The following is a 21,775-nucleotide window of genomic DNA, read 5'->3' as shown; positions in this document are numbered from 1 at the left end:
GTGAAAGATGGTTCTCTTTGCCCATGAATAATCATGGAGGAGGGGGTAAGATATGCGGCGAGAACAGGAAAGGTTAGGAGCGTACAGTGCCAAGAGTTGCGTTCACAGCTAAGACCCGCAAGTATCTCGGGTCTCTGGATGCCGTGGAATCGGTCACCCAGTATCGTATTTGTTACTCCAAGGAGTTTCGCGATGATTGCATGCGCAGGTATGCCGAAGGTGGCTCGCCTGCCGCGATTTTCCGCGAGGTCGGGCTTGATCCGAAGATCATCGGATACAAGCGCGTGGAACGTTGCATCGCTCGCTGGAAGGCGGAAAATGCGGAAAAGGCCGCTGAAACCGCTGTGGAAAACAGTGAAAATCAGGGAGAGTGAATTTCAAATCTCCCGATACAAGTGAAATTTTCGAATTTCATGGATTATAGTGATGGGGGTTGCCGATAATTCGTGAAAAAAATCGGATGATTTTGCGAATACGTAGGCGCGAAGTATTGCGTCGATATGGGAAGCGCTCGGATGGAGGACCGTCCGGGCGCTTTTCGTTTGCCTCGCTTGTATGCCTGTTTGTTGTCTGCCGTTTTGCCGCGACTCGCGAATGCTGCCGTCTTGCCGCTCTGCTGAAATGGCAGTGGAAGTCGCGATGGACGGCGCTGCCCGGAAATCCGGTGCTCCGCGTCCGACGGTCGTAGGGAAGGAACATCATGACCGAGACGAACCTGATGATCAAGGCCGTGTTCTGGGATATGGACGGCACGCTGATCGATTCCGAACCGTATTGGCATGAGGGTGAGATGAAAATCGCAGCCGCGCATGGCGGATATTGGGATGAGGAGCTCGCCTGGCAGGGTTCGGGCACGCCGGTTCCGGATGTGGCCCGTCGCATGGTGGAGCATGGTTGCCAGCTGTCGATTGAAGAGATCGGCCAGGGCATGATCGATTACGTCGCCCAAAAGGAATTCGAGCGCATTCCGTGGATCGAAGGCGTGGAAGACGTGCTTGTCGCGCTGCGTGACGCTGGCGTTCCTTCGATGCTGGTCACCACGTCGCCGCGTCATCTTGCGGAGAATCTGGTTGTCCAAGCGCCGGCTGGCGCGTTTGCGGGCTACGTGTGCGGCGATGATGATGTTGAGAAGAAGCCGTCTCCGGCCCCGTATTTGGAGGCGGGTCGTCGCTTGGGTATCGCTCCGGAAGATATGAAGTACTGCATTGCGATTGAGGATTCCATGTCGGGCCTGCGTTCGGCCGTCGCCTCCGGCACGACGACGATCGGCCAGACCGGGTTCATGCAGATCGACAATTCCAACGGCCCGCAGTTCGCCTCGATCAAGGGCTACGAGGGCATTGACGCGGCCTCGCTCGACGCTTTCGTGCGTCAGCGCGTATCCCAGGCCTGATTTTTCGCCCCATCTCGCTTACGTATGGCAGATTTGTCTGGTGGCTAGGAAAAGAAAAAGCCCGCTGCGGTGGAATGAATGCAGCGGGCTTAGTGGAGCCGACGGTAGTCGAAACCGCGACCTCTTCGATGCGAACGAAGCGCTCTACCAACTGAGCTACGGCCCCAAGTCATGTCTAGCAACACGCTAAGCAAGACAACTCTCGCGATTCTAGTACGAAGTCTGTACGAATGCAATCTGCGAGATTCGCGTGTTGCGGAATATCCCTTGCAGGAAAAGCATGCGAAAGCATACGAAAACGGTGCCTTCCGAAAAATCGAAAGACACCGCAATCGCAAGAAAAGGAGAAAACGTAAGATCAGGCTTCCGCGGTCGCGGTATCAGCTTTCTTTTTGCCGAACTTTGCTTTGAGCAAGCCGACGAAGGTAGGAATCAGCGACAGCACGAGAATCGCAATGATGACCAGCTCGAAATGCTTCTGCACGGCCGGAATGCCGCCGAAGAAGTAGCCGAGCAGCGTGAACAGGGTGGACCAGCACAGGCCGCCGAGCACGGAGAACGGGGTGAAACGGCTCCAACGCATGCCGGAAATGCCGGAAATGAACGGCATGAACGTGCGGATGAACGGGAAGAAACGGCCGAGGAACACGGCGAGCGGGCCCCACTTTTCGATCATGCCTTCGGTTTTGGCGAGGCGTTCGGGGGTCATAGCCTTGACTCTGCCGGATTCGATGATGCGACGGCCGAAGAAGTGGCCGATCCAGTAGTTGCACTGGTCGCCGATGATCGGAGCGCACCAGACCACAGGCAGCAGCGCGAACAGCGGTAGTGCGGAAACGCCGGTCTGGGCGTCGGGCGCGGCGAAGAAGCCGGCGGCGAACAGCAGGGAGTCGCCCGGCAGGAACGGGAAGAACACGACGCCGGTTTCGACGAACACAATCAGGAAGATGAAACCAAGCGTGGGGGCGACGCCCATGGAGATCCAGCTGGCGATCGCCGTGCGTGGATCCTTGAGCAGATTAATGAAGAAGTTGATAATTCCCATGAAATGCTCTCTGTGAGTACCTTACATCTAAACGTCCAAAATTAAGTGGTTCAGGCTGCCTTGTGTGGGTTGGCCTTGCGGAACCAATGTCAGCCTACCAGTGGCCCTCTAATGCGGCGCCTAGTAATGCCCGACGGTTGGCAAATCTGCACAAACGGACGCAAAGTGCCAACTGCGGTGGGTGATTTTGGTTTGGTGGTGTTTGGCGTTTGGCTGTTTGGCTTTAGAGTGTGCGATATATCCGGTATATCGCATATCGCTCATTCGTGATTTGGCGTTGTGACCTCACGATTTTGGTTTTTTTTTTGGGGGGGGGGGTGACCTCATGATTTTGATTTGGTGACCTCACGATTTGAAAAAAGGCGGCGAAAAACGGAATCGTGAGGTCAACAAATCAAATAGTGGGGCCGCTGAACACGAATCGCGCATGTTGACGGTACGAAAGTGTGTTTCGATGGCGCGGAAGATAGGGTGGAAACAGCAGTAAGGCAATGCGAGAGCGGTTGGGGCAATGCAAGACTAGGCGAATACGGCAAATACAAGGGAGTGTGAATCGTGGCGGAAAATCTTGCGCAATCGGTTGATGGGAATCTGAATCGGCAATCGCGGGCGCTGCTCGAAGCGTTGCATGCGGCGGCCGGAAAATTCTCCATGTTCGGTCATCAAAACGAAACCAGCAAGGTGATTACCCCCGATACGGATTCCGACGTGCATGCCGTGACCGGCGCATATCCGGCGGTCTGGGGCAATGATTCGGGCGCTGCCGGCACGGGCGCATATGGCACTCCGCTGCCGGAATCGCCGTATGCGCGCGATTTCAACGCTTTTGCGCGCAACAGCTTCATACGCATGGCCGATTCGCTGCCACGTATGTACACGAGGTAAGTACGTGTGCGCGGTGTAAGCATGCGTTTGCGGGCGGATTCTTCCAGTCACTGGAAGAATCAGGACGTTTTTAAGCCTGTTGGCGTCCGAATTGTTCCAATGTCTGGATGTTTTGGGACGTTACTGGGGCTGTAAGCGGGGTGATTGTTCCAGTGGGTGGGGGAATCACCCCGCTGAGGGTCTGTTTTGTGTCCGGATTGTTCCAGCGATTGGGGGTTTAGGACGCGGGGAGGGCTGTTTTCCTTTGCGTTGGATAGGCTGAAGGCATGGAACGCATGAATGAGACGTTGGACTTGAAACTGAATGAGTTGAGTGCGAATACGGCAGAAGTAACGGGAACTGCGGGAATGGTGAATACGGCGGAGATGGCAGAATCGCCGACAGCGGCGGAACAGTCTGACACAGAACAGTCTGGCACGGGACTTGACGCCCTCGTGTGCGGAACCGACGTTCCGCAAGGCACGGTGGTGATGGCTGCCACGCCGATCGGCAACACGGCCGACGCCTCCGCACGCCTCATTGCGCTCCTGGAACGCGCCGACATCGTGGCAGCCGAAGACACCCGCCGTCTCTACGCGCTCGCCAACCGTCTCGGCGTGCACGTGAGCGGCCGCGTGGTGGCCTACCACGATCACAACGAGCGAGACAAGTCCGACGGTCTGCTCGATCGGGTGGAAACCGGCGCTACCGTGCTAGTCGTGTCCGACGCGGGCATGCCGACCATCAACGATCCGGGCCTCGCGATCGTGCGTCGCGCCATCGAACGTGGTCTGCCCGTCACCTGCGCTCCCGGCCCGTCCGCAGTGCTGGACGCGCTGTGCCTTTCAGGACTGCCCACCGACCGCTTCTGCTATGAAGGATTCCTGCCGCGCAAGCATTCCGAACGCGTGCAATACCTGCGTACCCTGCGTTCTGAACGCCGCACCATCGTGTTTTACGAGACCCTGCATCGCATCGACGATTCCATGGCCGACTTGCTTGACGTGTTCGGTCCGAACCGCAAGATGGCGCTTTGCCGTGAACTTACCAAGGATTTTGAGCAGATCCGTCGCGGAACCATCGCGCAGATTCGCCAGAGCGTGATCGACGAGCCGCCGCGCGGCGAAATGGTGTTGGTCGTTGCCGGCGCTTCCGAAGAGGAGGCCGACGCTGCTGCCCCCGCATCGTTGAGCGTCGAAGACTTGGCGGTGCTGTCGATCGACCGTGCGCAGGAAGACAATCTGCGCATCAAAGACGCGATTTCGCAGGTCGTTGCCGAGCATCCCCTTGCGGACGGCTCGCTTGCCAATCGCAAGCAGGTCTACAATGCGGTTCTTGCGATGAAGCAGTAAGTCCATATTAGTTATCGTCCGGCGATTGCCTATCGTGCGATTGCCCGTCGCGCAAGTGTTAGCTGCATGCTTGCGATCCGCACGATTCCAACGATTCCAGCAGTATTTGCAGGGCGCGGGCCACGTCCGGCCCGCCGACTTGCGCAAGATAGTCCAACATCGCCGGTGTTGCGGAAGGATTGGCGACCAGCCATTTGCGCAGTTGCGGCGCGTATTCCGCGATATGCCATAGCACGTCCTGCGGTGTGTCCGGACTGCACGCCACCAGCGGCGTCAATGGAATTGGGGGAGACGGCGGATCCACCAGCGGTTTCGGCCGCGGTTTGGGCTGGTATGGCGGCGGTTCGCGGCGCGTCCGCTGTGCACGGTGTGCGAGATTCCGCGCATCCCGATGCGTCTCGCGATGCGTCCGTGGCCTGCGTTTTTCTTGGATTCCGAGCAGTCTGCGGAATCCGTTTGCTCTGTCGGCACCTATCCTGTCGGCGTGCGTCGCGCGCCGCGCCTTATGCCTGCTATGCGCTGCGCTCATATTCGTCGCTTCTTCCGTCGATCGCAAGAATGTAGTTGCGCGCCTGTGGCGCGTTGCGAATATGCTTCGTCTCCTGCATGATTTGCATGCAATCGTTGGAGCGGAAATGAAATTCCTGCATGAGCATGCAGATGATTTCGGAAACCAACGATTCGCTTTCGGGGGTGCAGTTCAATGCGAGATCGCATGCGGTGCGAACAGGCGTGGTCACGATGATCGGACCGACTTTGATGGTGTGTTCGTTTGGTGCGAGACGGTTGAAAACGTTGATTTTACGGCCGTAACGTAGCGCTCGATAGTGGGCTTTCGCGATAATGTCGATGGATTCGGGGAAGGTGCCGCCTAGCCAAACCCATGCGGCGGTGCGTGAACATGCCACGGACCGGCTCGGCAGCAATGTCGCGATGATGCAGGACCGCCCGTACAACGTGTCCGAATCGTGGCATGAATAGGCGTTCGCGCTGTCGAGCTTGCACAGCGCGCCGGATGAGGCCAGCAGGTTCAGGCACATCGGGCCCGGAAGGTCATCGTTGCCCAGAAGGGGTGGTGGAGTGTCCATGACGGTACCGTAGCGGATTCGAATTCCGTTGCGCCACCAGCCCCCGAAAATCTGTGGATATGTGGAAAATGATTGTTACGTAATGCAACAATGTGGATAGATCGGCAGATATGCAAATTATGATGCAAACTATTTCAAACGATTGAAATCGATGATCGCACGTCCATCCTCCAATAAAAATCCAACTACCGAAATACATGGAAAATGCGGGATATGGCGCTTTGTATAATCGGGCACCATGAGTCATATTTTGGTGAATGTTGCTTGGCCGTATGCTAACGGCCCCCGTCATATCGGTCACGTCGCCGGATTCGGCGTGCCCTCCGACGTATACGCGCGCTACGAGCGCATGAAGGGCAATGACGTGCTGATGGTGTCTGGCACCGACGAGCACGGCACCCCGATCCTGGTGGAAGCCGACAAGGAAGGCGTCAGCGCACAGGAGCTCGCCAACCGTTACAACCGTGTGATCGCCAAGGATCTGTGCGATCTCGGCCTGAGCTACGACCTGTTCACCCGCACCACCACCGGCAATCACGAGCAGGTGGTGCAGGAACTGTTCAAGCAGTGCCTCGCCAACGGCTACATTTATAAGGGCACCCAGAAGGTCGCCATCTCGCCGTCCACCGGCCGCACCCTGCCTGACCGTTACATCGAAGGCACCTGCCCGATCTGCGGTGCCGACGGTGCCCGCGGCGACCAGTGCGACGCCTGCGGCAACGAACTCGACCCGGACGAGCTCATCAATCCCGTTTCCAAAATCAACGGCGAAACCCCGCGCTTTGAGGAAACCGAACACTTCTTCCTCGACCTGCCGGCGCTCGCCGAAGCCAATCTCGCATGGCTGAAGACCCGCGAAGGCTGGCGTACCAACGTCATCAACTTCTCCATCGGCCTGTTCAAGGAAGTCAAGCCGCGTGCCATCACGCGTGACATCGACTGGGGCATTCCCGTTCCGGTTGCCGGCTGGATCGACAATCCGAACAAGAAGCTGTACGTGTGGTTCGACGCGGTGATCGGCTACTTGTCGGCATCCATCGAATGGGCTCGCCGCAAGGGCGATCCGGAAGCATGGCGCGCATGGTGGAATGATCCGGAAACCCCGGGCTACTACTTCATGGGCAAAGACAACATCACGTTCCACTCCCAGATCTGGCCGTCCGAAATGCTCGGCTACAACGGTCAGGGCTCCAAGGGCGGCGAAACCGGCAAGCTCGGTCCGCTGAACATGCCGGAGCAGGTCGTGGCTTCCGAATTCATGACCATGGAAGGCAAGAAGTTCTCGTCTTCGCGTGGCATCGTCATTTATGTGAAGGACATTCTCGCCCGCTACCCTGTGGACGCCGTGCGCTACTACATTTCCGTGGCCGGTCCGGAAAGCTCCGATTCCGACTTCACGTGGGCTGAGTTCGTGCGTCACAACAACGAGGAGCTCGCCGCTTCCTGGGGCAACCTCGTCAACCGTGTGGCCAATCTGATGAACAAGAACTTCGGTGAGATTCCGGCGCTCGACGAGAACGAAATGACCGACGAGGATCGCGCGTTGCTGAGCGAAACCAAGGCCGCGTTCGACACGGTCGGTTCGCTGATCGAGAACCATCGCCAGAAGAACGCGCTGAGCGAAGCCATGCGCGTGGTCGGCGACATCAACAAGTACATTTCCGCCACCGAACCGTGGAAGATCAAGGACAATCCGGCTCGCCTCGGCACCGTGCTGCACGTTGCCGCCCAGGCCGTGTCCGACGCGAACCACCTGCTGGCCCCGTTCCTGCCGCATTCCGCGCAGAAGGTGTGGGAGGCTCTCGGCGGCACAGGCACGTTCTCGCCGTTGCCGCGCTTGGAAGAGGTCGAGGATCTCGACAAGCCGGGCTTCATGTATCCGATCATTACCGGCGACTACAAGCTGGGCGAAACCGTGCATCCGTGGGCTTCCGAACCGATCGTGGCCGGCACTGCAGTGCCGAAGCCGCATCCGATTTTCGCGAAGATTCCGCCGGAGGCCGTCGAAGAGGAGCTCGCTCGCTTCGATTCGGAGCTGAAGGCTCGTCGTGAGGCCGAGGCGGCCCGTCTTGCCGCCGAAAAGGCCAAGCTGGAAGGCTGATTCGCTGATTCACCTGAGGATTCGGCTTGATTTGGCCTGATTTGCCGCTAAGGTGAGTTGTTCTGATTGCCGGTGCAAGGAATTACGAAGTTCTTGCACCGGCTTTTTATATCTGATTTTGCAAATCCGACTTGTAAATCTAATGCGCAATATTCGACTTTCTGTATACGATTTTACAAATCTATAGTGCAGTCCGGATTGAATCGATTTCAAAATCCGTAACAATCGCTATTTCTCTTCGCCATTCCTCTCGTTACAATGGGGAAGTTGAGGGAAATGCGATGCTGCAGGGAGGCTCTTATGTTGGACGTCAAGCGAGTGCTGAAAGCCGCGCCTACGAAAATGCGTTCCCAAGAGCCGCTGCAGCAGTTGTGGACGCCCTGGGGCGAACAGATCGCCGGCGAATGGTTGTCTTCCAACGACGCCCACAAGGCGTTCTGCCCTGCAAAAGACGGCGAACGCAAACTGGAAAACGGCCGCACGCCAATCCTGAACGAGCATCCGCGCCCAACCATGGTGCGCGGCAATCACACCATGCTCAACGGATTCTGGGATTACGCGATCGTGTCCATTCCCGAAAGCGGCAACGGTTCGAAATGGCGCAAATCCGCGGCTGTGCTCACCCGTGACGAAGCGGTGCAGGCAGTGAAGGAAGCGGCCATCCCCGAAACGTTCGACGGCAAGATTTTGGTGCCGTTCTCCCCGGAATCCGCGCTTTCCGGCGTGCATCAGACGATTTACCCAGACAATATGATCTGGTATCGCACGGTGGTGCATCCCGTGACGCTTGGGGGAGGGGAAGCGGTTCGGCAGATCGGCGATGCGAACCGCTTGGTTCTGCATTTCGAAGCGGTCGATTACGTGTGCGCCTGCTTTATCAACGGGCAGTTTGCAGGGATGCATGTCGGGGGATATTTGCCGTTTGACGTCGATATTTCGGCATTCGTCGATCCCGATGATGCTTTCGAGATTGCGTTGTGCGTGTACGATCCGAACGATTCGGGCACGCAAATGCGCGGCAAGCAGAAAATCGAGCGCGAGGGGATTTGGTACACCGCGCAAAGCGGCATTTGGCAGAGCGTGTGGATGGAGATCGTGCCGGAAGCGTACGTGCAGACGCTTACGCTGAAGGGCGCCGCCGACGGCAGATTGTTTATTCGCGCGGAAATCGGCGGAGACAAGCCGAATGCCAAACTGCATATCGTCGTAGCCGATCCCGCGGACGGCACGATCGTCGCGGACGAACTGCTGCCGGCTGGCATGCGCAAGGTGCGCACGGAAATCGCAACGCGGGCCGAACACTTGTGGTCGCCAAACGATCCGTATTTGTATGACGTGACGGCGACGCTGGAATTTGGTGCGGCGAAATCGCAGGGAAAGCAGGAAAAGCTGCAGCAGGAATCGCAGGAAATTCAAGAGAAACCCGCGAAATCGCAGGAAAAGCAAGATATTGTGCGCTCGTATTGCGCGTTCCGCACGGTTGAGATTAAGCCTGATTTGAAGGGTGTCGCGCGCTTCCATCTCAATGGCAAGCCGGTGTTCCTCAAGGGTGTGCTCGACCAGGGCTATTGGCCGGACGGCCTGCTGACCGCGCCGAGTGATGAAGCGCTGGTGCATGACATAACCGCCATGAAGGAATCCGGCTTTACTATGCTGCGCAAGCATATCAAAATCGAGTCGGCGCGCTGGTACTACCATTGTGACCGCCTCGGCATGCTGGTATGGCAGGACGCGGTGTCGGGTGGCGGCGAATACAACGCGTGGGTCACCAACCGCAAGCCGACGCTCATGCGTGCCACATGGAACAAGTACCGCGACGACACGGCGAAGCATTTCGCGGCGCTCGGTGCCGACGATTCGACGTACCGCCGCGACTGGTCGCGCACCTGCGATGCCATGGTGCACATGCTTGCCGGCCACCCGTCGATCGTCACGTGGGTGCTGTTCAACGAAGGGTGGGGGCAGTTCGACGCGTGCGATGCGGCGGAACGCATTCATGCGCTTGACCCGACGCGCCCGATCGACGCCACGAGTGGCTGGTACGACCAGCGTTGCGGCGATTTTCACAGCGTGCACAACTACTTCCGTCCGCTGGAAATCTACCCGGATAAGGGGCCATTGCGTGGGTATGTGGCCGAATATGAAAAGCGGCATAAGCGGCGTCGTCGTGCCGCGCATTACGCGGTGTTGCCGGTTGCGCAGCATGGCGTTCGTGCGTTCGTGATTTCGGAATTCGGAGGATTGGCGCAGTTGGTTGCCGATCATGCTGCGGTTTCGCGCGCGTACGGCTACGGTGAATACGATTCGATTGAGGATTGGCGCACTGCCGTCCGTTCCGTGCTTGATTCGGCGGAATCGTTGGAATCACGCGGATTGGCGGGCTACGTGTATACGCAGGTTTCCGACGTCGAAGAAGAGCTCAACGGCCTCATGACCTACGATCGCCGCCTCAACAAATTCGCGCAATGATTCGCCGAGATTGAGTGCGGTCATGGCTGTCATGGAAGCGTTCTGCTTCTTGCGTTTCGGTGGCGCGTTCGGTACGTTGGGAACGGCGGCTATTATGGCGCCATCACAGCGAGCCACGGCGGAACGGAGCGAGGAGATGTGCGTTGCGTTTGCATTGGCCGCATTAACCGAGGGGGGTCTTGTGACCATGAATCATGTTCCGGAAGCGCCGCAGTCCGCAAGCGGCGATTATGCGTGGTTGGGAGCCGAGCCGGGTTCCGTAGCCGATCAGCTGTATATGTCGGCGGCCGACGAATGGAATCAGGCAATCAATTCGCGTTTTGTGAATGAATTGCTGGATGATACACTTCCAGAATCGATTTTGAAGTCTTATTTAATTCAGGATTTCAAGTTCTTTAATCAGGGCATCATGGCACATGCGATTGAACTTGCGCCGCGTCAGGAAACCAAAGATATGCTGGCGAAACAATCGCAATGGTTTGCTGACAATGAAGCAACATATTTTACCGGATTCCTTAAGGAATACGGAATTACTGACGAAGAATACAATAATTCCGAGCAGACTCCGGCAAATCGTGAATATTGCGAATATCTGACCAAGCTGGTTCAGGGAACTTGGGAAGAACTCATTACTGCGCTGTGCTGCATGGAATGGATTTATCTTGCCTGGGCCAAGCGCACCATCGACGCTGGCGTCGTTCAGCAGATTCCGGCGCACAAGGGTTGGGTTGATTTGCATGAGGGCGATTATTTCCGCGCCTGGACGGGCCGCCTGATCGCGCTCGTCAACGAGTATGCGTCGGTGGATGGCTCGGAGGCCGACGTGTTCCGCACCATCGTGCATCTCGAGCGTCGCTTCTTTGAGGATTCCTATCCGCAGCGGTGAGCGGTGAGCATGATATGAGGCAATGAGCGCCAATGCAAATTGGCGGTAACGCGGTAACGCAATAACGCAAGCAGGGGGAGATCCGCAGAATACGCGGATCCCCCCTGTAATTGTTGGGGCAACCGGCATGCCCCAACGTGTCAGATCAGCTCGATATCCACATCCAAGTGGAGCGGCTTATCGGCTGGAATGTGGTACTGCGGGTGCACCGGGCTCATCCAGGAATCGTCGCCGCCGACGCCCATTTGCGCGGCGAGCACGCGCAGGAACATGTGCTTCGGAGCGGGCAGTTCGTCCTGATGCTGGGCTTCTTCCAACATGAATGCGCTGTACGGCTGCAGGCTGAGCGCGAACGCTGATTCGCCGTGACGGCTCACACGTATGCCATGACCGGCATCATCCGTGATCTCAGCCCAACGCACATCCTCATGGTTGCCGGTTTCCTGCGGCATGAGGTACGGCGCATGATCGTCGTAAGCGTTGGTGTTCCAAATGCCCAGCTTGGCATGCTTGCGGTCGGCGTAGGTTTCGTCGGGTCCGGGGCCGTAGAAGCGCAGGTTGGAGTATTCGACCGGCAGCGTCCATTCCAAACCGAAAGCCGGAATGGTCGGGGCTTCCTGAGTTTCGCCCGGATAGTCGACGCTCAAGTGCAGCTTGCCGGTGGTATCTGCCACATACGTGATGGTGACGTGCGTGCGCTGCGGAGTGGCGAGCTCGTACTCGTATACGGCTTTCAGCGTATCGTCATTGACCTGTTCGATGGTGTTGTTGACGCACTTGGCGTAACGGCCTGCGCCGACCCACTGCGCGCGGTCGTAACCGTGGCCTGCACCGCGATCGTTGTCGGTCAGCGCGCGGAACGTGGTGAGCGTGGGCCTGCGCAGCACGAATTCACGGCCGTCAAGCGTGTACGAAACAATGCCGCCCTGCGTACGCGACAGCAGAATCTCACGACCGGATCCCTGCACGCCAGCATTCCAACGGCCAACGGTCACGATGCCGTCAACAGGCTTCGTCTCGCTGGCAGCAACCGGCTTGGAGCCTGCAACCACGGTCTGGCCGAACGACAGCTCGTAGCCCTTCGACGCCCACTCTTCCGCGGCGGCAAGGCGTTGGCTCACTTCGAGCGTGAGCTCGTTGGCTTGGCCTCGGTAGGCCTCCAACGGCCATTCAATATCGAAGTGCTTGGTTTCGCCAGCCGGCACATCAAAACGCTGTTCGGCCTGCCATACCGGCTCGCCATCCGCAAGCACGCGCGTAACGAACACATAGTCGGCGGTGGAAACGAACAGATTGTCATTCGCGATCTCAACGCCGGTTTCACCCGGCACAATGCGCACGTTGGCATACAGCTGCTTGACGTCTTGCGCCTTTGGCGACGGCGTGCGATCGGCGAACACAATACCGTCTCCGGCAAACTCGTAATCGCTCGGACGATCGCCGAAATCGCCGCCGTAGCAGAGACGTTCATCGCCATCGGGCAAGCGCACAAGAATCGCCTGATCAATGAAATCCCAAATAAATCCGCCCTGATATTGCGGGTAGCGTTCCAGCGCAACATATTCGTCCATATTTCCGACGGAATTGCCCATGGCGTGCATGTATTCGCAGGAAATATACGGCTTCTTCGGATCGGACTTGAGATATTCCTCGATTTCGTCGGCGTGCGCGTACATGCGGCTTTCGATGTCGGTCACGTCGTCATACTTGCGATTGTGGGTCACGCCCTCGTAGTGCACTGGTCGGTTCGGGTCGAGTTCGTGCACGTGGACGCTCATCGCGCGGAACACGTCTCCCGCATACGATTCGTTGCCAAGCGACCAGATGACTACGGAAGCATGGTTGTAGTCGCGCTTCATCATGCTGTTCACACGGTCCACGCACGCGCCCTCCCATTCGGGCTTGCTGCCCGGAACGGCGGAATCCTCGGTGACCACGTCTCCCGGCAGGCACCAGCTGCCGTGCGTTTCAAGATTGGTTTCGTCGATCAGGTAGATGCCGTATTCGTCGCACAGGTCGTACCAGTATTCCTGGTTGGGGTAGTGCGAGGTGCGGATGGCGTTGATGTTGTGCCTCTTGCAGAACGTGATGTCGTCGATCATGTCTTGCCTGGTGATGGCGCGGCCGCGCTTCGCGTCGAATTCGTGGCGGTCGGCGCCCTTGAAGACCACGCGCTTGCCGTTGAGCTTCATGATGCCGTCTTCGATGCGGAAGCGACGGAAGCCGACGCGCTGCGTTGCGGTTTCAACGATCGCGCCATCATGGCCGATCACCACAACTTGCAGTTCGTACAGTGCCGGGCTCTCGGCGCTCCACGGCTTGACGTCCAACGAGCCGGAAACGATGCCGGTTTCGTCGGATGCGGCCAATGCGGTTTCCCACACCACATTGCCACTCAAATCCTTCAGCGTCGCCGACACGGTGGCGGCATTCTTCGCATTGCGCACCGCGAGTAGCGCGTCGAGCGAACCGGTGGCGGTTTCCGGATTCCAATCCGCTTCGACCTTCATATCTTCAATGTGCACATGCGGCTGTGCGGCGAGTTCCACGGAACGGAACAGGCCGTGCAAACGCCAGTAATCCTGATCTTCCAGCCAGGATGCGCTTGCGTATTCGTAGCAGGCGACGGCCACGACGTTGTCGCCGTCGTGCAACGCTTCGGTGATGTCGAATTCGTTCGGGGTGTAGCCGTCTTCGCCGTAGCCGACGAACACGCCGTTGACCCACACGTAGATCGCGGTGGCCATGCCGTGGAACGTGATGCTGACGGTGCCGCCATTTTGACGGGCCGCATCAAGACGCTCGGCGACGGTGAACGTGCGGCGATACAGTGCCACATGGTTGGTTTCGGGAACGTTCGGCTCCTGCGGATTCTCATGGCCGTCCCACGGGTACTGAATATTCACGTACTTATGGTTCATGTATCCCGCGTTCTGCAGGTGGGAGGGCACGTCGATGCGGCCGAAAGCGGAATCGTCGAAATCCTCGGCTGCGAACGGCTCTTCCTCAAGATCGATGTCGGAGGCCTGCACCATTTCCACGCGCCATTCGCCGTCGAGGCTTTGCTTCAAATCGCTCGGCTCGCCGATCGCGGGAATGTGAGAAAAGGTTACGTGATTGGAATGTGCCGGCGTGCGATTCACTGCGAACACCGTGGGGTCGGTGAGCCACGCGGCGGATGCGGTGGTGATCTTATCTGCCATGATTTCCTCGTTTCCGAAACATAACTTCGTTGTTGATGTAGGTTTAGTTGGTGTGTACTTTTGTGTACTCAGAGTAATAAACTCTTTTACTAGCATGGTAAACGTTGTTTACTTAAATTGCAAATCTGCGTGTTGCTTTATTTGCAACTGAATTTACTTATATGGCGATAGGTGACGGCAAATGGCGGTAGTAATCATGATTGCAGATGTCAGTATTTGATAATCGTAAGAACTGCGATTGCGACACGCCGTTTGGGGGCTTTGTTTACTAAGGAATTTTACTTTTGATAGTAAACAACGTATACTCAATTTTCGAGGTCAACGGGTGATCTCATCAAAATCTTCTAAGGAGAAGAGATAATGAGCAATACGACCACTACTGCGAACGGCACGGCTCGTTGCGGAAAGCTCGGCCAGCGCGTAGCGTACGCGTGCGGCAACCTTGGCCAGTCCGCGTTCTATAACGCACTGAGCACCTACTTCGTCGTCTATGTGACGAGCTCCTTGTTCGCTGGTGTCGATAAAGGCGTCGCCACCAAGCTGATCGGCATCATCACCGGCCTGGTCGTGGTGATCCGTATCGCGGAGATCTTCATCGACCCGCTGCTGGGCAACATCATCGACAACACCACCACCAAGTGGGGCCGTTTCCGCCCATGGCAGTTCCTCGCCGGCGCGATTTCGTCCGTGCTGATCGTGCTAGTGTACACCGGCCTGTTCGGCTTGGTGAACGTGAACACCACGTGGTTCATCGTACTGTTCGTCATCACCTTCGTCGTGCTCGACGTGTTCTACTCGCTGCGTGACATTTCCTACTGGGGTATGATCCCTGCATTGAGTTCCGACTCCCACGAGCGCTCCACCTACACCGCACTCGGCTCCTTCACCGGCTCCATCGGCTACAACGGCATCACCGTCGTGGTCATCCCGATCGTCACCTACTTCAGCTGGGTGTTCACCGGCAAGTACGTCGAAAGCCAGTCCGGCTGGACCTGCTTCGGTATTATCGTCGGCCTGCTCGGCCTCTTGACCGCATGGACCGTTGCCTTCGGCACCAAGGAGAACGAGAGCGCCCTGCGCTCCAAGGCCCAGAAGAACGGCAACCCGATCGAAGCCTTCAAGGCCATCTTCCAGAACGACCAGCTGCTGTGGGTTGCCTTGAGCTACCTGCTGTACGCCATCGCCAACGTGGCCACCACCGGCGTGCTGATCTTCCTGTTCAAGTTCATCCTCGACAACCAGGCCGCATACTCCCTCACCGGCGTGATCGCACTGGTCGCAGGCTTGGTTATGGCTCCGCTGTACCCGATCCTGAACAAGCGCATTCCGCGCCGTTACCTGTACATCGGTGGCATGATCTCCATGATCGCCGGCTATGTGATGCTCGGCATCTTCTCCGACAACATCATCATGGTGTTCGTGGCTCTGGTGCTTTTCTACGTGCCGGGTACCCTCATTCAGATGACCGCCATCCTGTCGCTGACCGACTCCATCGAATACGGCCAGCTCAAGAACGGCAAGCGCAACGAGGCCGTCACCCTGTCCGTCCGCCCGATGCTCGACAAGATCGGTGGCGCCATGTCCAACGGCATCGTCGGCATCATCGCCGTGGCCGCTGGCATGACCGGCAATGCGACCGCAGCCGACATGACCGCATCCAACATCCACATCTTCAAGATCTGCGCCTTCTACATTCCGCTCGTGCTCATCATCCTGAGCCTGATCGTGTTTCTGTTCAAGGTGAAGATCACTGAGAAGATGCACGATGAGATCGTCAAGGAGCTCGAAGTGAAGCTCGCCAACGGTGAGATCGAAGCCGACGACGCTCAGACCGTGGAAGCCGTCGAGGCGGTTGCCGTGGCTGAAACCGCTGGAACTGCTGGAACCGCGACTCCGGCGGGCCAACCTGAATCCCGATAACTGAAATTCCCCTTCCTTTCCGACAACCAGGGCCGCCTGAAGCACTCCATCCGCTGCAGGCGGCCTTTCATTCTTTTCGTCTCCATGCCTCTCATCCCGTCCGGGTTTCTCCACTCACTGGAACAATCTGGACGATAAAAGGCCTGTCAGCGGGAGGATTCCTCCGCTCACTGGAGGTTTTTGGACAGTACGGGGGTATTTTGCGGTCCGGATTCTTCCAGCGACTGGAGGAATATGGATGCTTGGAGAGTTGCAGACGGGGCGATTCTTCCGGTGGCTGGAGGTTTTTGGACGTTAGCAGGTCTGTTAGCGGGTAGCTTCCTCCACCGACTGGAGGTTTTTGGACGTTAGCAGGTCTGTTAGCGGGTAGCTTCCTCCACCGACTGGAGGTTTTTGGACGTTAGCAGGTCTGTTAGCGGGTAGCTTCCTCCACCGACTGGAGGTTTTTGGACGTTAGCAGGTCTGTTAGCGGGTAGCTTCCTCCACCGACTGGAGGTTTTGGGTCGCGCTAAGGCGTCCGGAGCTATGCTTCGCCGATGAGGGAGCCGCGTTCGTGGATCGTCGGTACCAGTGTGCGGATCACGATGGTGGCCTGTCCGCGCAGGGTGAGATCCTCGCCTTGCCTGCAACGGTGAATTTGCGGCGCCTCCTGATAATCCGTGGTCACGGTGCGGCTGATTTCGTTTTCCATCGCGTCGATGAATTGAGTATTGACGATTTCCGGCGCACCATATACCGAAATGTCGCGCAGATCCAACAATCCTGCCGGTATGGCCATGACGCGCCCGAGCAACGCGCCCGCTTCGGTGAGAATATGCGTACGCGCGGCGGGATCCTGCGAGATGCGTTGCTGCAACCTGTCACCGGAAACGAATGATTCGAGACATCCCTGTTTGCCGCATTCGCAGATTGGCCCGTTCGGGTCGACCACCACGTGTGCGATTTCTCCGGCAGTGAAGGAACTTCCTTCGATGATGACGTCGTTGAGGCATAATGCCGCGCCGACGCCCCGCCCGATGGAGATGAGCATGGAATTGGGGGAGCAGTCGCCGAAGAATCGTTCCGCCACAAGTGCCGCATTGGTGTCGTTGCCTACGATCACGGGCACTCCGGTGGCGTTTTCCACTTCGGTTTTCAGCGGCAGTTCGCTCCACCCCAAGTGCACGGATTTGCGCACCACGCCGTTGGGTTCCACAATGCCGGTCACCGCGATGCCGATGCCAAGGGTCGGCAGTGGCGTTGAGCTGATGAGCTGCCTGCAGAGGTCGATCACGTCATTGACGCTGCAGCCATGGTCGACGGGAAGCTCGGTGCGGTCCACGATTCTGCCGGAAAGATCCGCCAGCGCTCCTTTGACGAGCATCGGATTCGACAGGTCGACGGAGACGATTCGCCAGAAATCGGTGTCGATGGCGAGCACTTGTGAACGTTTACCGCGCCCTTCGCGATTGTCGGGGCCGAGTTCGCGCAGAATGCGATTGTCGACCATTTCGCCGGTCACTTCGCTGGTGGTGAAGCGCGAAAGTCCGATGAGTTTGCCGATATTGGCTCGCGACATTTGCGTTGCGGGGAAAAGCTGCTCGAATGCGGCGGTGATATTGCTGATTCGAATGTCGGAAGGTGATGCCTTTGCTTGGGTACCGCTCACGATGTCCTCGCTTTCTTGTGTGGAGCCGATACATATTGTAGTTTGTGGCGATACAAGTGCGTTATGTAATTTTTATTGGCAATAAAGAGTACTAAACAAGAGTATACGGCATTTTTCCTCGAATTGCGATTGCTTTATGATTGTCACTAAATGGCGGAATTTCAGCTTTTTTGTGGAATAGCAATCGCGTGCCGGATTTAAATGTAAGGAAACTTGACAAAAAAGGATTACGTAGGTATGCTGTGACTATCCGGTGCAAGGAGGTGCCGGAATAATCTCACGAAGGAGAGAGATATGCGATCCCACACTCAGCGTTTGATGGTTTGCGCAGCTTCTTTCGCGGCTCTGTGCATGGGTCTTGCAGGATGCGGTTCCAATACGGCCAGCACCGGCGGGGATTCCGGGGAGGTCGTCAACCTCACGTACATGCACCGTCTTCCGGATTCCGAAGGCATGACCTTGGTCAAAGACATTGTTGCCAAGTGGAACAAGGATCATCCGAACATTCAGGTCAAGGCCACCAAGTTCGATGGTGCCGCACAAGATATGATCAAGAAGCTGGAAACCGACGTCAAGGCCGGCAATGCTCCGGATCTTGCACAGGTCGGCTACGCCGAAGTGCCTGAGGTGTTCACCAAGGGCTTGCTCGAAGACGTGACCGAAGAGGCCGCGAAGTACAAGAGCGACTTCGCCGAAGGCCCATATTCCATGATGCAGGTTGATGGCAAGACCTACGGCCTGCCGCAAGATACCGGCCCGCTTGTGTACTTCTACAACCAGAAGGCTTTCGATGAGCTGGGCATCAAGGTTCCCAAAACCAAGGATGAGCTGATCGAAGCGGCAAAGACCGCGGCCGCGTCCGGCAAGTACATCATGGATTACGAAGCCGATGAGGCCGGCAACATCTTCGCAGGTTTGGCAAATGCTTCCGACCCGTGGTACACCGTCAAGAACGACGCTTGGGTGGTCAACACCAACGGCAGCGGTTCGCAGGCTTTTGCTGAAACCTTCCAGGAACTGATCGACAACAAGGCCACGCTGACCAACCCGCGTTGGGTGCCGTCGTTCGACGCATCCCTGCAGGATGGCACGCTGATCGGCAACATCGGCGCCGCTTGGGAGGCTCCGCTATTCAAGGACTCCGCAGGAGACACCGGCAAGGGTGACTGGCGTGTCACCCAGATCGGTGACTGGTTCGGCAATGGCACCAGCACCGGTCCTGACGGTGGTTCCGGCGTCGCAGTGCTCAAGGGTTGTGAGCACAAGGCCGAAGCCATGGAATTCCTCGACTGGTTCAACACTCAGGTTGAGGATCTGACCTCCCAAGGTCTGATTGTGGCCGCCAGCACCGAAACCGCGAAGACCCCTGAATCCTGGAACGAATTCTACGGCGGCCAAGACGTGATGAAGGAATTCGCTACTGCCAACGACAACATGGTCGCATTCAACTACATGCCGGGCTACTCCGCGGTCTCCGCAGCTATGCAGGAAGCCGCCGACAAGGCAGCCGACGGTTCCGGCAAGGTGGCGGACGTGTTCCCTGTGGCACAGCAGACCTCCATCGACACCCTCAAGAACTACGGCCTGTCCGTAGCGAAGTGATCGACGTATGGAACCAGGGATCACCCGCTCTGATTCCATAACCCCTCCAACGACGGTGTGGAGCCAACGCAACACACGGCTCCACACCGTTCCTTATGAAAATATTCCTTGTGAATATTCCCTATGAATCGATCTAGCTGATTCGACGGAGCGGCTGAAACCGGCACTCCTCTCCCGTGATGACGATTTGGATACGGCGATTCGAACTGTGAAAGATGCCATCAACGATGAATGGCATCCGATGCGAAAGATAGGTACATCATGACTGCAACAACGCATGCGGCGAAACCAAAGCGCACTGATGCGCAACGCCGCGAGAATCGAACAGGATGGGCGTTCATGGCGCCATTCGGCATACTGTTCGCCATCGTATTCATCATTCCGATTTTCTATGCCATCTATTCCAGTTTCTTCCGTCAGGTCACCGAGGGCGGCGGCGCGTACGGCGGCGGCGAATTGGTGAATAAATTCGTAGGATTCCAGAATTTCGAGTACGTGCTTACGTCCGGCAATTTCTGGTCCGGTGTGGGCAGGGTGCTGATTTACACCCTCATTCAGGTGCCGCTGATGATCATCATCGCATTGGCTTTGGCGATGGTCATCGATTCGTTCGTGGTCAAGCACATCACGGGTTTCCGTCTCGGCTACTTCCTGCCGTACGCCATTCCAGGTGTGGTCGCATCCATCATTTGGGTGTACCTGTATAACGGTCAGATTTCGCCGATCGTCAAAGGTCTTGCGGCCATCGGAATAAACGTTGATTTCTTCAGCAAGAACGTTGTGCTCGCTTCCATGGCAAACATCACCACATGGACGTTCACCGGCTACAACATGCTGATTTTCTTGGCCGCACTGCAGGCGATTCCGCACGAACTGTACGAAGCCGCACGCATTGATGGCGCAAGTGGATGGCAGATCTCCATGCGCATCAAACTGCCGAACGTGCGTTCCGCGGCGCTGCTGTCCATGTTGCTGTCCATCGTCGGCACAATCCAGCTATTCAACGAACCGCAGATCATGCAGACCGCCGATCCGGGCATCTCCAAAACCTATACGCCAATGATGATGGCCATGAACACATCCCAAGGCACACTGACTCCGGGCGGCGACGGACCCGCATCGGCGGTCGCCATCGTCATGGCACTGATCGCAGGCATTCTCGCCATGATCTACGCACTGGTCGAGAGGAAGGCGAACGAACAATGAGCAACGCAGTCGCAACAAGAAAAGACGAACGCGCCCGCAGAAAAGCGGAACGCATGATGGAAAAGCAACGCGAAGCGGCCGAACACGATCTGCCGCGCTCCATGCGCCCATCGCCGATCACCAAAACCATTACCGTGATCGTGCTCGTCGTAGCGCTGATCTACTTCCTCTTCCCAATCTATTGGGCCATCATCGCATCCACCAAAACACCATCGCAGCTGACCAGCAGCAACGGATTGTGGTTCGCCGTCGGACTTGACCAGATTCCCGACGCCATCGCAACCAACTATTCGAAGCTTATGGGGTGGACCCGTGGCCAATTCTGGCGTTGGGTGCTGAATTCCCTGATCTACTCCGGGGTTTCCGCACTGATCGGCACCATCATTTCGGTGATGGCAGGCTATGCCACCGCAAAATTCAACTTCCGTGGCAAGGCCATCGCCATCGGCGTGGTCATGGGATGCATGCTGATGCCGGTCGCACTGCTCACCATTCCGCAGTACTCCATCTTCCACGCACTGCACCTGACCAACACCATGCTGGCGATCATCATCCCGTGCTGCGTTTCGCCATTCGGCTTCTTCCTCGGACGCGTGTACGCGCAAACCTCCGTACCGAACGAACTGCTGGAAGCGGCCCGCATCGACGGCGCCGGTGAAGCGAGAATCTTCTTCACCATCGTGCTCCGACTGCTCGCCCCAGCCATGGTGACCATCTTCCTGTTCCTCTTCGTGGGAACGTGGAACAACTTCCTGCTGCCGTTGATGATGGTTTCCTCCGACACCCTCAAGCCGGTCACGCTCGGCCTGTATGGCATGGTATCGCTCGCAACCTTCAACGATCGTGGATCGCTGATGATGGGCGCACTGCTCGGCGTACTGCCGGTGATCGTGCTCTTCCTCGGCTTGCAGCGCTACTGGCAGGCCGGCCTCGCGGCAGGCGCAGTCAAGGGTTGACGGGCATCCATCCAACTCCATGCGTGGCATGCAAACGCCACG

16 protein-coding genes and 1 tRNA gene are annotated in these 21,775 nt (G+C 57.3%); 11 read left to right on the top strand and 6 right to left on the bottom strand.

The annotated features are described in order from the left end of the window. Positions 1-86: 86 nt before the first annotated feature. Together KSY55_RS08210 and KSY55_RS08205 are read left to right on the top strand one after the other, a co-directional pair. Positions 87-374, top strand: a complete 288-nt coding sequence (locus KSY55_RS08210; RefSeq protein WP_256865915.1) for a hypothetical protein — start codon at positions 87-89, stop codon at positions 372-374. A gap of 326 nt (positions 375-700) precedes the next feature. Next, positions 701-1,393: an HAD family phosphatase gene (locus tag KSY55_RS08205; protein ID WP_217749671.1), complete on the top strand. Its 693-nt coding sequence runs from the start codon at positions 701-703 to the stop codon at positions 1,391-1,393. A 93-nt stretch (positions 1,394-1,486) separates the two neighbouring features. Here the strand turns inward: KSY55_RS08205 and KSY55_RS08200 are convergent. Together KSY55_RS08200 and KSY55_RS08195 are read right to left on the bottom strand one after the other, a co-directional pair. Continuing rightward, positions 1,487-1,559: transfer RNA gene (locus tag KSY55_RS08200), tRNA-Ala, on the bottom strand. Between the two features lie 192 nt (positions 1,560-1,751). Beyond that, complete coding sequence (locus tag KSY55_RS08195; RefSeq protein WP_022245634.1) at positions 1,752-2,438, bottom strand: DedA family protein; 687 nt, start codon at positions 2,436-2,438, stop codon at positions 1,752-1,754. 555 nt (positions 2,439-2,993) lie between these two features. Here KSY55_RS08195 and KSY55_RS08190 point away from each other — a divergent pair. Together KSY55_RS08190 and rsmI are read left to right on the top strand one after the other, a co-directional pair. Continuing rightward, complete coding sequence (locus KSY55_RS08190; protein WP_004223505.1) at positions 2,994-3,323, top strand: hypothetical protein; 330 nt, start codon at positions 2,994-2,996, stop codon at positions 3,321-3,323. A 365-nt stretch (positions 3,324-3,688) separates the two neighbouring features. Beyond that, complete coding sequence (gene rsmI / locus KSY55_RS08185; RefSeq protein ID WP_254881895.1) at positions 3,689-4,654, top strand: 16S rRNA (cytidine(1402)-2'-O)-methyltransferase; 966 nt, start codon at positions 3,689-3,691, stop codon at positions 4,652-4,654. A gap of 58 nt (positions 4,655-4,712) precedes the next feature. Here the strand turns inward: rsmI and KSY55_RS08180 are convergent, their stop codons facing one another. Both KSY55_RS08180 and KSY55_RS08175 read right to left on the bottom strand, forming a co-directional pair. Next, positions 4,713-4,919 (bottom strand): hypothetical protein, encoded by a 207-nt coding sequence (locus KSY55_RS08180; RefSeq protein ID WP_226557191.1) that lies wholly within the window; start codon positions 4,917-4,919, stop codon positions 4,713-4,715. A gap of 247 nt (positions 4,920-5,166) precedes the next feature. Beyond that, entirely contained in the window at positions 5,167-5,742 is a 576-nt protein-coding gene (locus KSY55_RS08175; protein ID WP_004223501.1) for a hypothetical protein, read from the bottom strand. Positions 5,743-5,980: 238 nt separating this feature from the next. On the opposite strand from KSY55_RS08175, the gene metG reads away from it, so the two are divergent. The 3 genes from metG (at position 5,981) to KSY55_RS08160 (ending at position 11,198) form a co-directional block, all read left to right on the top strand. Beyond that, positions 5,981-7,843 (top strand): methionine--tRNA ligase, encoded by a 1,863-nt coding sequence (gene metG, locus KSY55_RS08170; RefSeq protein ID WP_117612443.1) that lies wholly within the window; start codon positions 5,981-5,983, stop codon positions 7,841-7,843. A 300-nt stretch (positions 7,844-8,143) separates the two neighbouring features. Then, the gene (locus KSY55_RS08165; protein ID WP_217749673.1) at positions 8,144-10,312 is read left to right on the top strand and encodes a glycoside hydrolase family 2 protein; all 2,169 of its coding nucleotides are present in this window, start codon (positions 8,144-8,146) and stop codon (positions 10,310-10,312) included. A gap of 22 nt (positions 10,313-10,334) precedes the next feature. Next, entirely contained in the window at positions 10,335-11,198 is an 864-nt protein-coding gene (locus KSY55_RS08160) for a TenA family protein (RefSeq protein ID WP_226587080.1), read from the top strand. A 140-nt stretch (positions 11,199-11,338) separates the two neighbouring features. Here the strand turns inward: KSY55_RS08160 and KSY55_RS08155 are convergent, their stop codons facing one another. Beyond that, positions 11,339-14,401, bottom strand: coding sequence for a glycoside hydrolase family 2 TIM barrel-domain containing protein (locus KSY55_RS08155; protein ID WP_217749674.1), 3,063 nt, complete (start codon positions 14,399-14,401; stop codon positions 11,339-11,341). A gap of 360 nt (positions 14,402-14,761) precedes the next feature. Between KSY55_RS08155 and KSY55_RS08150 the strand changes: the two genes are divergently transcribed. Then, the gene (locus KSY55_RS08150) at positions 14,762-16,321 is read left to right on the top strand and encodes a glycoside-pentoside-hexuronide (GPH):cation symporter (protein ID WP_004223483.1); all 1,560 of its coding nucleotides are present in this window, start codon (positions 14,762-14,764) and stop codon (positions 16,319-16,321) included. A gap of 523 nt (positions 16,322-16,844) precedes the next feature. Here the strand turns inward: KSY55_RS08150 and KSY55_RS08145 are convergent. Then, positions 16,845-17,969: an ROK family protein gene (locus KSY55_RS08145; protein ID WP_004223481.1), complete on the bottom strand. Its 1,125-nt coding sequence runs from the start codon at positions 17,967-17,969 to the stop codon at positions 16,845-16,847. A gap of 294 nt (positions 17,970-18,263) precedes the next feature. Between KSY55_RS08145 and KSY55_RS08140 the strand changes: the two genes are divergently transcribed. The 3 genes from KSY55_RS08140 to KSY55_RS08130 all read left to right on the top strand — a co-directional run bounded on the left by KSY55_RS08140 (position 18,264) and on the right by KSY55_RS08130 (position 21,733). Continuing rightward, positions 18,264-19,571, top strand: coding sequence for an ABC transporter substrate-binding protein (locus tag KSY55_RS08140; protein WP_033524410.1), 1,308 nt, complete (start codon positions 18,264-18,266; stop codon positions 19,569-19,571). A gap of 261 nt (positions 19,572-19,832) precedes the next feature. Next, a complete protein-coding gene (locus KSY55_RS08135; protein WP_065438289.1) occupies positions 19,833-20,777 on the top strand; it encodes a carbohydrate ABC transporter permease in 945 nt (314 codons plus the stop codon). Further along, positions 20,774-21,733 (top strand): carbohydrate ABC transporter permease, encoded by a 960-nt coding sequence (locus tag KSY55_RS08130; protein ID WP_065438274.1) that lies wholly within the window; start codon positions 20,774-20,776, stop codon positions 21,731-21,733. Before KSY55_RS08135 ends, KSY55_RS08130 begins: the two co-directional genes overlap by 4 nt. Positions 21,734-21,775: the final 42 nt, after the last annotated feature.

Source organism: Bifidobacterium sp. MSK.13.1 (assembly GCF_019131435.1).
Classification (GTDB): Bacteria; Actinomycetota; Actinomycetes; order Actinomycetales; family Bifidobacteriaceae; genus Bifidobacterium; species Bifidobacterium pseudocatenulatum.
The sequence above is the reverse complement of the archived record's forward strand: the minus strand, read 5'-3'. Positions and strand labels throughout refer to the sequence as shown.